The 13,595-nt window shown below is 71.6% G+C and carries 11 protein-coding genes; all 11 read right to left on the bottom strand.

Features of this window, described 5'->3' with window-relative positions; genetic code table 11:
* Positions 1–157: 157 nt before the first annotated feature.
* The 11 genes from VKZ50_22085 to murF all read right to left on the bottom strand — a co-directional run bounded on the left by VKZ50_22085 (position 158) and on the right by murF (position 13,514).
* Complete coding sequence (locus VKZ50_22085; protein HLJ62418.1) at positions 158–1,234, bottom strand: site-2 protease family protein; 1,077 nt, start codon at positions 1,232–1,234, stop codon at positions 158–160.
* Between the two features lie 96 nt (positions 1,235–1,330).
* Complete coding sequence (ftsZ, locus tag VKZ50_22080; protein ID HLJ62417.1) at positions 1,331–2,401, bottom strand: cell division protein FtsZ; 1,071 nt, start codon at positions 2,399–2,401, stop codon at positions 1,331–1,333.
* A gap of 292 nt (positions 2,402–2,693) precedes the next feature.
* A complete protein-coding gene (ftsA, locus tag VKZ50_22075; protein HLJ62416.1) occupies positions 2,694–3,935 on the bottom strand; it encodes a cell division protein FtsA in 1,242 nt (413 codons plus the stop codon).
* A gap of 23 nt (positions 3,936–3,958) precedes the next feature.
* The gene (locus VKZ50_22070; protein ID HLJ62415.1) at positions 3,959–4,975 is read right to left on the bottom strand and encodes an FtsQ-type POTRA domain-containing protein; all 1,017 of its coding nucleotides are present in this window, start codon (positions 4,973–4,975) and stop codon (positions 3,959–3,961) included.
* On the bottom strand, positions 4,972–5,892 hold the full coding sequence (murB, locus tag VKZ50_22065; GenBank protein ID HLJ62414.1) for a UDP-N-acetylmuramate dehydrogenase: 921 nt from the start codon (positions 5,890–5,892) through the stop codon (positions 4,972–4,974). Before murB ends, VKZ50_22070 begins: the two co-directional genes overlap by 4 nt.
* Positions 5,885–7,297 (bottom strand): UDP-N-acetylmuramate--L-alanine ligase, encoded by a 1,413-nt coding sequence (gene murC / locus VKZ50_22060; protein ID HLJ62413.1) that lies wholly within the window; start codon positions 7,295–7,297, stop codon positions 5,885–5,887. Before murC ends, murB begins: the two co-directional genes overlap by 8 nt.
* Positions 7,294–8,415, bottom strand: a complete 1,122-nt coding sequence (gene murG, locus VKZ50_22055; protein HLJ62412.1) for an undecaprenyldiphospho-muramoylpentapeptide beta-N-acetylglucosaminyltransferase — start codon at positions 8,413–8,415, stop codon at positions 7,294–7,296. Before murG ends, murC begins: the two co-directional genes overlap by 4 nt.
* Positions 8,412–9,590, bottom strand: a complete 1,179-nt coding sequence (gene ftsW / locus VKZ50_22050; GenBank protein ID HLJ62411.1) for a putative lipid II flippase FtsW — start codon at positions 9,588–9,590, stop codon at positions 8,412–8,414. The genes murG and ftsW overlap by 4 nt, the downstream gene beginning before the upstream one ends.
* Positions 9,581–11,104 (bottom strand): UDP-N-acetylmuramoyl-L-alanine--D-glutamate ligase, encoded by a 1,524-nt coding sequence (gene murD, locus VKZ50_22045; GenBank protein HLJ62410.1) that lies wholly within the window; start codon positions 11,102–11,104, stop codon positions 9,581–9,583. Before murD ends, ftsW begins: the two co-directional genes overlap by 10 nt.
* The gene (mraY, locus tag VKZ50_22040; GenBank protein HLJ62409.1) at positions 11,101–12,075 is read right to left on the bottom strand and encodes a phospho-N-acetylmuramoyl-pentapeptide-transferase; all 975 of its coding nucleotides are present in this window, start codon (positions 12,073–12,075) and stop codon (positions 11,101–11,103) included. The genes murD and mraY overlap by 4 nt, the downstream gene beginning before the upstream one ends.
* The gene (gene murF / locus VKZ50_22035) at positions 12,066–13,514 is read right to left on the bottom strand and encodes a UDP-N-acetylmuramoyl-tripeptide--D-alanyl-D-alanine ligase (GenBank protein HLJ62408.1); all 1,449 of its coding nucleotides are present in this window, start codon (positions 13,512–13,514) and stop codon (positions 12,066–12,068) included. The genes mraY and murF overlap by 10 nt, the downstream gene beginning before the upstream one ends.
* Positions 13,515–13,595: the final 81 nt, after the last annotated feature.

Here is a 13,595-nt window from a genome sequence, read left to right as displayed (position 1 = left end):
GTGGTCGTCTTGCCGGCGCCGTTCGGACCGAGCAACCCGAACACTTCACCGGCGTAGCACTGGAACGACACCCCGCGGACGGCGTGGTACCGCGGAAACCGCTTCTCGAGGTTCTCGGCCTCAACTAGGACTTCGGGGCCGGCCATGGGACGCACTCCTATAGTGTGGCGAGCGGTACTGCGCTCAGCACGAAGATCGGGATGAGCACCGCCGCCATCGCTTTGTGGACCGGGGTCACGGGGGAACAGTCGTCCAACGGTCCCGGGTGCCCCCGGCGAATCATCAACAAGATCAATAGACTCATTACCCAATATCCGAACAGAATTCCCACGCCTACCGCCACGTACGACAGGATCAGATGTGCACGCGGCCCGAACACGGCCCGCATCACGTGCCCGCCGTCCAGCATGCTCGCGGGGAGCAGGTTGAGCGCGGTCACCAGCAACCCCACCCAGCCGGCGAACGCCATCGGGTGGATCAGCACGTCGGCGCTCGGACTCGGGTGCAGCAGCCAGCGCACGAGCAGGTCCACCAGCATCGGGGTGGGGATCGCCGTCAGCTGGCAGCCGTTCGCGACGATCGCGGCATGCGAGATCACGAGCGAGTGCGCGATACCGTACACGAGAATCGGGACCGCCACGATGAACCCCGCGATCGGCCCGCTCGCCCCGAGCTCGACGAGGGCATCGCGGTTCGGCGACGGCGTGCGTGTCAAGATCACGGCGCCCATCGTGCCGATCGCCAACCCCGGCAGCGGCGGCATCGGGATGAACATCGGCGGGCTGGCGTCGATCTTGCGCCAGATCGAGACGAGCTTGTGTCCCATCTCGTGGCAGAACAGGATCGCCATAAGCGACAGCGAAAACGCGACCCCGCCGGCGACGGGGGACAGCAACCCCGGCACGCACCCGCCCTGCGCGTTCAGATAGCCTGCGATGAACGTCGTGACGAGTGTCGCCGCGAACAACCCGATCGGCCACACCCAGCGCGTTCGTGTCGGCGGCGGCTTCGGCACCAGCAGCACGATCGTCTCTCCGTCGTGGCGGCGGAGCAACGGGAGGACGCCGAGCCCGTCGAGTCTCTCCCGGAGGCGAAGGAATCGCGCCTTGTCGTCCGGCCCCGGCCTGATCGCGAACGCCGGCCGACCGTCCTGAAACCAGAGCTCCTGTACCGGAAAGCACGCTTCGACCGCCGCCCGGACGGCGGCAAAATGGTCCTCCGGAGAACTCACCATGACCCTAAGCGTACCACGCCGCCCCGGGATTGGAAACGACGTGCCAAAGCGGGCGGCGCCGCCACATGCGCGGCGCCGCCTCGAACGGAGCGAATCCTAGCGCTTCCTCAAGAACGCGGGGATGTCCAGGTCCTCCAGCCCGACCCGGGTCGTCTCGCGCGGCGGCGCATCGGCCGCTTCCGCCATGCCCTCCGCGAGGTCGGCCGTCCGGCGCGGTCCCTCAAATCCGGTCGCGATCACCGTGATCTGGATCTTCCCGTCCAGATGCTCGTCCAGCACGGCCCCGAAGATGATGTTCGCTTCGGGGTCGGCGGCCTGTTGGACGACCTGCGCGGCCTCGTTGATCTCGAGCATCCCGAGGTCCATGCCGCCCGTGATGTTGATGAGCACGCCGCGGGCACCTTCCATCGAGGTCTCGAGCAGCGGGCTCGCGATCGCCGCCTGGGCCGCCTGGGCCGCCCGGCCCTCCCCGCTCGCGATCCCGATGCCGATGAGCGCGGAGCCGGCCTCGGTCATGATCGTGCGGACGTCGGCGAAGTCGAGGTTGATCAGCCCGGGCACCGTGATCAGGTCGGCGATCCCCTGCACGCCCTGGCGCAGGACATCGTCCGCGACCCGGAACGCCTCGACCACCGTCGCGCTCTTATCCACGACTTGGAGCAGCCGGTCGTTCGGGATCGTGATCACCGTGTTGACCCGTTGCCTGAGGTTCCGGATCCCCTCCTCGGCCGCGGCCGCGCGGCGGCGGCCCTCGAAGCTGAACGGCCGGGTGACCACCCCGATCGTCAGCGCGCCGAGCTCGCGGGCGACCTGCGCGATGATCGGCGCGCCGCCCGTCCCCGTGCCGCCGCCCATGCCAGCGGTCACGAACACCATGTCGGCGCCCTCGACCACCTCGGTGAGCTCCTCGCGAGTCTCCTCGGCCGCCTGCCGCCCGACCTCCGGGTCGCCGCCGGCACCAAGTCCGCGTGTGAGCTTCCCGCCGATGTGGATCTTCTTGTCGGCGTTCGACAGCGCCAGGGCCTGCGCGTCGGTGTTGATCGCGATGAACTCCACGCCTCGAAGGCCGGCGGTGATCATGCGATTCACCGCGTTGCTGCCGCCGCCCCCGACCCCGATCACTTTGATCGCCGCGTAGCGCCGGAGATCCCGCTCGACGTTCGCCATCCGCACCCCTCCCGCACCCTCTGGGGGGACCACCGCCTTGTCCCCGTCCCCCGGGCGTGTCGTCACTGCTGTGTGGCGTGTCATGACTGCCGTCTGGCTCCGCCGTTCCGAGAGCAATCGCTGGACCGGGTGATGCCACCGTTTCTCCGTCATGTGCCCGCTCCGTTCGCTCCAAGACGTATGCTGCGAAATCACGCTGCTGCCACTACTGCTGCCATCTCGTATGCCGTTGACGGTACGCGACCGGTCTATGCGTTGGGGCTCTCTTCCCGCGCTCCTCGCCCTCCCCTGCTCATGCGCCCTGCGTGAACTCGCGCAACCACTGCCGCACCCGGCCGAACACCGACCCGGTGCCGTCGACCGTCCGCACCAGCCGCCCGGGCGCGCGCTGGCGCGCCCCGTGCAGCACGAGACCGACACCGGTGGCGTACGCGGGACTGTCCACCATATGCGCCATCGTCCCCCGAATGTCTGGCACGCCGACGCGCGACGGCAGCTCGAGCAACGCAGATGCCGCGTCGGCGAGACCGGCCAACAGCGCGGTGCCGCCGGTCACCACGACCCCCGCAGGAATCAGGTTCGCGTAGCCGGACCGCTTGATCTGCGATTTCACCATGCCGAGGATCTCCGTGAGCCGCGGCTCGATGATCTCGACGAGTGCCCGCCGCGGTCGCACGACCAGCTCGTGCGACCCGATGCGGGGCACCTCGATCGTGTCCTCGGCGCCCACCGTCGCCGCCGATGCGCTCCCGTAGGCGACCTTGAGCCGCTCGGCCTCCGCGATGGGCGTGCGGAGGCCGACCGCGATGTCATTGGTGATGTGGCTCCCGCCCACCGGCAGAATCCCGGTATGGCACAGCCCGCCGTTCGTGAAGATGCCGACGCTGGTGGTGCCGCCGCCGATGTCCACGACAGCCACGCCCAGGTCCCGTTCCGCCTGGGCCAGCACCGCCTGCCCGGACGCCAGTGGTTCGAGCACGAGTTCCTCGATCTCGAGGCCGGCCCGCTGCACACACTTCAGGAGGTTGGCCAGCAGCGTCCCCGCGCCCGTGACGATATGTGCCTCCACCTCAAGCCGAGAGCCGTACATCCCCACCGGGTTCTTGACGCCGTCCTGCCCGTCCACGACGAAGTCGCGCGGAATGAGGTGAACGATCTCGCGGTCGCTCGCGGGAATCGCGGTCATCCGCGCCGCCTCCACCACCCGCGAGATGTCCTGCTCGCCGATCTCGTGATCGGCCCGCGACACCGCGACGACCCCACGGCTGTTCTGAGACGCGACGTGCTCCCCGGAGACCGACACGAGCGCGGCGGCGATCTTCACGCCGGCCATCCGTTCCGCTCGATCCACCGCTTCTTCGATCGCCCGCGTCGTCCCGTCCAGATCGACGACGACGCCCTTCCGGACGCCGGTAGAAGGGGAGGTCCCCATCCCCTTGATGTGGACCTCCGCTTCCTCGTCTTGTTCTGCGATGATCACACAGACCTTGGTGGTCCCGACGTCGAGTCCCACCAGCGGTCCCCGTCTGGCCACGTGATCCCTCCTCCGGCCGCTCGTTACGGGGGCACTGGATGTGGTGGTCCTGGCTGTATTCCACGATGCGAAGTGTTCTCCTGCCCGCCCCCGCCTCGCGGCGTTGCGTCGGGCATCGACGGCGTTGGGGGCGTGGAGACCGTTGCCGGCGCGCCCGGGCGTGCCGGTGTGGCACCGTCCTGCGGCGCGGCGCCGGCCGGCATCACCACGATGCTCCCCGGCACGCGGAGGTCCACGTACTGCGCGTGGAGGCCGCGCGCGCGAACCGCGGCGAGCACGCCCGGTACCATGGCCAGTCGGTCGGTGAGACCGTCCGCAGTTCCGACCTTGACCCACATGCCGTCACGCGCTTGGAGCACGACTTCGCCGCTTGCGTCCACGCGCAACCCGATGACGTCCGGACGCAGGCGCGGGGGCAGGGTCGCCGCCACCGTCACTCCAAATCGGACGCTCGGCGACGGTACGGCTGTCCCGGCCTGCACCCACGGCAGATCGAGACGGTCCACCACGAGCGGCATCGCGGCGCCGGGTCCGGACACGCGCGCGATCGCCACGCCGTCGGCCCCCAGCAGCACGTACCCCTCCCCGAATGCGAGTGCGGCGACCGGGTCTCGCTCGCGCACGGACACCATAAGGTTCCGAGGAAACGCGAGAGCGATGGACGCGTCGGCGATGCGCGGGTCCTCGCGCAGACGTTCCCGGATCGCCACCGCGTCGACGCGGAACGCGTTGTCCCCGGGGCCGATGCCGACCCGGCGGAGGATCTCCGCACCTGCGATGTGCGCGTTGCCCCGGACCACGACCGTATCCAGGTTGAACAGCGAGGACCCCGGGAAGGCGGCGACGGCGCACAGGACGCACGTCGCCGCCAGGAATCGGACCAGGCGCAGGAACCGCGGCGCCGCCGGAGACCCGGCTGGCGTCACCGTCCCGTCGCCCGGCCGCGCCGGGCGTACCGGCGGCACCGCGGGCCGACGCGACGGCGCCTCCGACTCGGCAGCGCGGTCCTGTCCGGCGGGTCGCCCGCGCCCCAGGATCATCGTGCGTCGAACTCCCCAAGCAGCTTGACCTCGGTCTCGAGCTCGACGCCGAACCGCTCGCGTACGCGCCGGTGCACGAGGGCGATCAGGCCGAGTACGTCCGCCGCGGTCGCGTGTTCCGTGTTGAGGATGTAGTTGGCGTGGCGGTCGCTCACGACCGCCCCCCCGACCCGAAGCCCCTTGCCCCCGGCGGTGTCGATCAGCCGCCCCGCGTGATCCCCGGCAGGATTCCGGAAGATGCACCCGGAGCTCGGCGGGCCGAGCGGCTGCGTGTCGCTGCGGTGCCGCAGCCACTCGTCGAGTCGGGCCGTCGTCACCTCCGGGCTCTCCTGCGCGAGTTCCAGCGTCGCGTCGAGCACGACCGCGGGCTCATGCTGCAGACGACTCTCACGGTACGCATAGGCCAACTCGTCCGCGCGCCACGTCCGTTCGCCATCGGGCGTCACGACCCGGACGCGCGTCACGACCTCGGCCATGCAGTGCCCGTGCGCCCCGGCGTTCATCGCCAGGGCGCCGCCGACCGAGCCGGGCACGCCCCCGGCGAACTCCAGGCCTGAGAGGCCGCGCAGCGACGCCTGGCGGGCGAGGTACGGGACGCTCACGCCGCACTCGGCGTCGACCCGGGTTCCGTCGAAGCGAAGGCCCTCCTGACCGCGGCCGGTCTTGACGACCACCCCACGGACGCCGCGGTCGGCGATGAGCACGTTGCTGCCGCGGCCGAGCACCACGAACGGCTCGCGCTCCTGGTAGAGCCACGCGACGACCCGGGCGAGTTCGTCGAGCGTGCCCGGCAGCGCCAGCACATCCGCAGGCCCGCCGATGCGAAACGAGACGTGGCGGGACAGCGGCTCCTCCCGGCGGATCGCGCCGGGACACAGACGCTCCAGCGCTGCGGCGAGGGTCTCCGGGCTACCCACCCGCGTTCCCGGACGCGCGCGGCCGTTCGGCCGCGCGGCGCTTCAGGCGGACGACCAACTCGTCGGCCACCTTCGAGACGTCCCCCGCCCCGATCGTCAGCACCAAGTCGCCCGGCCGGACCTCCTCCTCGAGCACCGCCGCGACGTCGCCGGCATCGGCGATGAACCGTACGGGACGCCGCCCGCCGATCGCCCGCGCCACGATACCGGCGTCCACCCCCGGAATCGGCGCTTCGTCCGCTGGATAGATGTCGGTGAGGATCACCTCGTCGGCGCAGTCGAACGCCGCCCCGAACTGCTCGCCGACCGTCCGCGTGCGCGTGTACCGATGCGGCTGGAACACCGCGATGATGCGGGCGCCCGGCCAGCACTCGCGCGCGCCCTGCAGCAGGGCACCCACCTTGGTCGGGTTGTGGGCGTAGTCGTCGACCACGAGCACCCCGGCCACCTCGCCCCGCATCGTGAACCGCCGCTGCACGCCGTGAAACGAGGCGAGCGCGTCGGCGCACACCTGGAACGGAACGTCCATCTCGGTCCCGACGGCGAGCGCGCCGAGGGCGTTCTGAACGTTGTACCGGCCGGGCACGTCCAGCGTAACCCGGCCGAGCATGAGGCCGGCGCGGCGCGCCTCGAACACCGTGCGGCGCCCGGCCATCTCGAGGATGCGCGCGGCGTAGCCCGCGCCCGCGTCAAGCCCGTAGGTCACGACACGCGGGCGCGCATGGGCCGCCAGCTCCCGGCCCACCGGGGCGTCGGAGCAGATCGCGGCGAACCCGTCGTGCGGAAGCGCGCCGAGGAACATCCGGAACGTCTCGACCAGTCGCGCCTCGGACCCGTAGAAATCGAGGTGGTCGGTGGCGTCGAGGCTCGTCACGACCGCGATCTTCGGGGTGATCCACAGGAGCGAGCCGTCGCTCTCGTCCACCTCCGCGATGAGGTCCGTCCCGATCCCGGCGCGCGCGTTGCCGCCGAAGTCTTCCACCTCTCCACCGATCAGCACCGTCGGATCGCGGCCGGCCCGTTCGAGCACGAGGGCGGTCATCGAGGTCGTGGTGGTCTTGCCGTGCGTGCCCACCACCGCGATGCCCCGCGCCCCTTCCATCAGCGCCGCGAGCATCTGAGCGCGGTGCATGATCGGCAGCCCCTGCGCGAGCGCCTGCTGAATCTCCACGTTCTCGTCGGGCACGGCGCGGCTGATCACGACCACCTGCCCGGCCGTCACGTGCTCCGGGGCGTGCCCGATCTGGATCCGCGCGCCGGCCGCGCGCAGCCGCCGCGTCACCTCGCTCTCCCGAAGGTCGGAGCCGGACACGGGATAGCCGCGCGCCAAGAGCACCGACGCGATCGCGCTCATACCGGCGCCGCCGATCCCGATGAAGTGGACCCGGGTGCCGGGCGCGATCACCCGACGGCCCTCTGGATGGCCGGCCGGCGCACCAGGCTCATGACCAGCGCGAGCACGCGCTCCGACGCCTCCGGGCGGCCGAGCCCCCGCGCGCTAGCGGCCATGCGCGCGAACCGGCCGGGAAAGTCGAACACCGAGGCGATCTCTCGGGCGAGCGTCTCCCCGTCGAGCGAGGCGTCCGGGATCACCGACGCCGCGCCGGCGCGCGTCAGCGGCTCGGCGTTCCGGGCTTGGTGATCGTCCGCCGCGTAGCGATACGGGGTGAGGATTGCCGGCAGCCCCGCCGCGGTGATCTCGGCGAGCGCGGTCGCGCCGCATCGGCTCACGACGAGGTCTGCGGACGCGTAGGCGGCACCGATGTGCTCGACGTACGGCACGCGCACGTACCGCACCCCGCCGACGGTACGGTCCTCTCGCGCGCCCGAGCCGCCGGCCCAGCCGCCGCCGACCTGGTGCAGCACCTGAAGGTCGCGACGATCCCGGAGGTACGTGACAGCGTCCTCGACCACGGCGTTCAGGCGCGACGCGCCCTGGCTCCCTCCGAGCACGAGAACGGTGTGCCGGTCCGACGCCAGACCGAACTCGCGCAGGCCGTCCGCTCTGCGCGTCTCGCACACCTCGCGGCGGATCGGCAACCCGGTGACGATGATCCGGCGCGCCGGCATGAGCGGGACGGCGTCGTCCCACGCGACCGCGGCCGCGCGGCACCATCGCGCGAGCACGCGGTTGATGCGGCCGGGCAGCACGTTCCCCTCCACGATGACGACCGGCACCCGCAGCGCCGCGCCGGCGACGACCACAGGGGCCGCCGCGATCCCGCCGGTCGCGACGATCGCGTCCGGACGGAACCGCCGCACGAGCCGCACCGCCTCCCAGAGGCTCAGCACCCCCGTGGCCAGCGACATGGCGGTGCGCGGCAGCGATCGCGCCCGGGGCGGGCGCACGCGCAACCCGACAAACGGGACGCCCGAGGCCGGGACCAGCGTCGCTTCCATCCCGCCCCGGCTGCCGGCAAACGCCACGCGCGCCGACGGGTCGCGGCGGCGGAGCGCTTCCGCCAGCGCGAGCGCCGGATACACATGGCCGCCGGTCCCTCCGCCGGTGAGCAGCAGGTTCATCCGCGGGCCCACGCCGACCGGCGCCGGGCATGCGCCGGCCGCGCCGGGCGGCGGGCCACGACCGGCTCTTCCTCGTGCGCGTACTGGGAGACGTTCAACAGGATGCCGATCGCGATGTAGCTCAGCACCAGCGACGATCCGCCGAAGCTGATGAACGGCAGCGGCACGCCCGTGATCGGCAGCGATCCCGAGACGACGCCGATGTTCAGGACCGCCTGCCCCACGATCATGGTCGTCAGCCCCGACGTCAGCAACGCCCCGTACCGGTCGGGGGCGCGCGACGCGATCCGGTAGCCCCACACCGCGAGGCACAGGAACAGGATGATCACCGCGGCGGTCCCGATCAGGCCGAGCTCCTCGCCGATGATCGAGAAGATGAAATCGGTGTGGCGTTCCGGTAGGTAGAAGAATTTCTGCCGGCTGTGCCCCAAGCCTAGGCCGACCACGCCTCCCGACCCGAGGGCGAGGAGCGACTGGATGATGTGAAACCCGGTTCCCCGCGGGTCCTTCCACGGGTCGAGGAACGCGAACAGCCGGTGGGTCCGGTACCCGCCCCGCAGGATCGCGGCCAGCACCGCGGCCACCGCCGCGCCCGCAACCAGGGTGAGATGGTCGAGGCGGGCGCCACCGACGAACAACAGCACGAACGCGATGAGCGCCACGATCAGCGCGGAGCCCAGATCGGGCTGCTTCACGATCGGCAGGGCGAGCGCCAGCAACACGATCACGGGCGGGATCATGCCCGCGCCGAACTCCCGCGCGCGTTCCCCGCGGTTGGCGAGGAAGTTGGCAAGGTACAGGATGATCGCCAGCTTGGCGAGCTCGGCCGGTTGGAAGTTGAGCGGTCCGCCGAATGTCAGCCATCGGCGCGCACCGCCCGCCTCGCGGCCGATGTGCGGCATGAGCACCAGCAGGAGCGACACGAACGTGATCGCCAACAGCGGCAGGGTGATCTGCCGGAGCCTCGCGTAGTGCAGCCGCCACGCGACCGACATGCCGATGAGCCCGATCACCGTGTACAGGAGTTGGCGCTTGAGAAACCATGCGCTGTCGTGGTACTGTGCCTGCGCCACGACCGCGCTCGCGCTGTACACCATGACGACGCCGATCATGCTGAGCGCCAGCACGGTCAAGAACAGCCCCCACGCCGCCCCGCGCTTGTGGATCAGTTCCACGGGTCTACGCTCCTCGCTCCCCGCGGCAGCGCGTCTGTGGGCTCCGACTCCTCGACCGCCGCGTCCCGCCCGAGCCCTGCGACCAACTCGCAGAAACGCTCGGCACGGTGGCGGTAGTCGCGAAACTGGTCGAAGCTTTCACACGCCGGCGACAGGCTGACGGCGTCCCCGGGCCGCGCGAGCGCGCGTGCGGCCGCCACCGCCTCGTCCAGGGTCTCGCATCGCACGACGCGGACGCCCCCGCCAGCCTCGCCGATCGCGTCTGCGATCCGAGACGCCATCGCGCCGAACACCACCACGGCGCGCGGCGGGCGGGTCCGCAGGGCCTCAGCGACCGGCCGGAAATCACCCGCGGTGGCGCCCGGCCGCTGTCCGCCCGCGAGGAGCACGAGCGGCCGATCGAGCGCGAGCACGGCCGCGACGGTCGCGGCCGGGTTCGTGGCGAGGGAGTCTTCGTAGTAGCGCACCCCCGCGATCTCCGCGACAAAGCGCAACCGGTACGGAAGGCCCCGGAACCGCCGCAGCACGGCCTCGATCGCCCCGGGAGCAGCGCCCGCGACGCGCGCCGCCAGCGCCGCCGCCAGCGCGTTCTCGAGCGCGTGCGCGCCGGGCACCGGAAGCGCCGCCGGGCCGACCCGCTCCTCGCGGCCGTCGAGCCGGAGCACGATCTGCCCGTCCACGACGCAGGCGCCCTCGTCGAGCGTCCGGTACTGGCTCCACAGCAGCGTTGGGGCCGGCGCGCCCGCCGCGAGCGCCCGCGTCGTCGGATCATCGCCGTTGAGGACGGCGCGGTCGCCCGCGCCCTGGTGCGCCAGAATCCCCCGCTTTGTCTCCACGTACGCCTCGAAGGACCCGTGGTCGTCCAGGTGGTGCCTGGCCAAGTTCGTGATCACCGCGATGTGCGGGCTGTACGGCAACCCCACGAGCTGGCGGTTGCTGATCTCCAGCACGAGGACCGCGTCGGGCGTCACCTCGTCCAGCCGATACAGGATCGGCACGTGCGTCCGATCGTTGCCGCTCGAAAACACCCGGGATCCGCTCTCCTCGAGCATCATCGCCGCGAGGTGCGCGACCGTGAACTTCCCGTTCGTCCCGGTCACGCCGAGGATCGGGCACGGCACGGTCTCGAAAAACAGCGCGGTCATGCTGCTGAGCGGCACGCCCGCATCCCGGGCCCGCCGGACCGGCGCGTTCTCCGGGTACCGGAACCACGCCTGCGTCGTGTAGATGATGCCCGCGTCCGCGATCCCTTCCAGGTACCGGTCGCGAAACCTGACGGTGATCGGCGCGGCCAGGAGGCGCGCGACCGCCGCCTCCTGCTCGGCCGGTTCCAGCCACGCGTGCGCCCGGCGGAACGCGTCCGCGAACGTCTCCGGGGTCTGCAGGTCGTGCGCCGTGATGCCGGTGAGCCCGTGGCGCAACAGAAACTCCACGACCGTGGACCCCTCGGTGCCGGACAGGCCCACGACGTGGATCGATTGGCCCCGCAACCGGCGCAGCACGTCGGCGATCACGATACGAGCGCCATCCCGAGCGCCGCCAAGAGGGCGCCGCACACCCAGAACCGGACGACGGTCTGGGTCTCCGTCCACCCGCTCAACTCGCAGTGGTGGTGCAACGGGCTCATCCGGAACAATCGCCGCCCTCCGGTGAACCGGAAGTACGCGACCTGGAGGACCACGGACAGCGCCTCGACGACGAACACGCCGCCGATGATCAACATCGCGACCTCCAACTTGGCCAGCACCCCGGTGACGGCGAGCGCCGCCCCGAGTCCCTGCGAGCCCACGTCACCCATGAACACGCGCGCGGGGTGGGCGTTGAACCACAGAAAACCGAGCGCCGCGCCGGCGACGGCCGCCGCGATCACGGCCACCGGGGCGGCGCCGGCGCGGCCGATCAGCACCACGAGCGCCGCCGCCGCGATTGCGACACTGCCGGCCGCCAGGCCGTCGAGACCGTCCGTCAGGTTCACCGCGTTCGCCATCCCCACCACCAGCAGCACGCACAACAACGGATACACCCAGCCCAGGTCCGGATGCCACGGCGTGCCGGGCAGCGCCACGGCGCTGCCCAGGCGGGGCGTCCGCGCCACGTACAGGCCGACCAGCAGGGCGACGGGGATCTGCAGCGCCAGTTTGTCCCGCGCACGCAGCCCGAGGTTCCGCCCCCGTGCGATTCCCAGTGCATCGTCCACCCCGCCGACCGCGGCGAAGATCGCGATCACGACGAGTCCGACGGCGAGGTCGCGCGAGATCCGGCCGGCAGCGGCCGCGACGACCAGCGCCGCGACGAGCCCCGCTCCAATAATCAGCACGCCCCCCATCGTCGGGGTCCCGGCCTTGTCCGCGTGACGACGGGGCGCGTCGTCGCGCACAATCTGCACCACGCCGGTCCGCCGGAGCCACGTCACGACCGGGGCGCCCGCGGCGAGGGTCAGCGCGACCGCGAGCCCCCACGCCGAGAGGGCCGGGGTCACGCCCACGCGAGCCCCCGCCCGCGTGGGGCCGCATCGCCGACGCCGGTCCCGCCCTCGAGGGCCGCCACGATCCGTTCCATCTCCAGCGCCCGCGAACCCTTGATCAACACCACCGCGCCGGGTCGCAGTTCGCGCCGGAGCACTCGCAGCACCTCGGCCGGGTCCAGCGTATGGGTCACCCGGGCGCCGCCCGCGTCGATGGCCGACCCGGCGAGCTCAGCGGCGAGCGGGCCGAACGCGATCACGAGGTCGAACCGTCTGCCCGCGACGAGCCGCCCGACACGGCGGTGCGCGTCGTCCGACGCCGCCCCGAGCTCTCGCATGTCGCCGAGCACGGCGATCCTTGGTGCGCCGGGCAGCTCGTCGACGACATCCAGCGCGGCTTCGATCGACTGGGGGCTGCTGTTGTAGGTGTCGTCGATGAGGGTAACCTCGCCGACCCGGCGCACGGCCAGCCGCATCGGCAGCATCGACGCCCCTCCGAGTCCCAACGCGATCTCCTCCACCGGCACGCCGAGCGCCCCCCCGGCCGCCGCGGCCGCAAGCGCGTTCAGGACCGCATGGCGGCCGGGCAGGTGGAGCAGGACCTCGCTATCGCCCGCGGGCGTGTGGAGGCGAAACGCGCTCCCCTCGCCCGGCAGCATGCGGATCGCACTTGCGGTGACGTCGCCCGCGCGCAGCCCAAACGTCACAACTCGCGCCGGCGTCCGCCGGCGCATCGCCAGCACCAGCGCATCCTCGGCGTTCAGAATCGCGACCCCATCCGCCGGCAGCCCTTCGACGAGGGCCGTCTTCTCCGCGGCGAGGGCCTCACGGCCGTCGAAGAAATCCAAGTGGGACTCCCCCACGTTCGTGACGACGCCGATCTCGGGGCGCGACACCGCCACGAGCTCGCGAATCTGCCCCGGCCCCCGCATCGCCAGCTCGACCACCGCGATCTCCGCGTCGCTCGGAACATTCGCGAGGACGAGCGGGATCCCGATCTCGGTGTTCCAGTTGCGCGGTGACCGGACGGTGCGGAACATTCGGCCGGTCACCGCCGCGGTCAGCTCTTTGGTCGAGGTCTTCCCGACGCTCCCGGTGATGCCGATCACCCGCAGCGCCTGGCGGTCCCGGACGTTCCGCGCGAGCACGTGCAACGCGTGCAGCGTGTCCGGGACAACGATCATCGCGACCTCCGGCGGCACGTCCGGCACATCCAGCGTCCCCAGCACCGCCGCGGCGCCCCGACGGCACGCCTCGGCCGCGAACCGATGCCCGTCGGTCCGTTCGCCCCGCAGCGCCACGAACACCATGCCCGGCGAAACGGCGCGGCTATCGACGGTCACGCCGCGGACGGACGCCGCCGGATCGCCCCGCACGACGACGCCGCCGCAGACAGCGGCGAGCTCTCGAACGGCCATCTCGGACGGAGGCGACGCAGGATGCTCCCGCCCGTTCGCCATCGTCACGCGAGACCTCGGCCCACCGCGCAACTCCGCTGCGACGACGCGTATGCGCCTGGGCTCCGGATCGGCTGTCTCACG

The sequence above is a fragment of the bacterium genome (assembly GCA_035295165.1).
Classification (GTDB): domain Bacteria; phylum Sysuimicrobiota; class Sysuimicrobiia; order Sysuimicrobiales; family Segetimicrobiaceae; genus JAJPIA01.
Note: the sequence above shows the minus strand (reverse complement) of the source record. Positions and strands in the feature narration are given on the sequence as shown.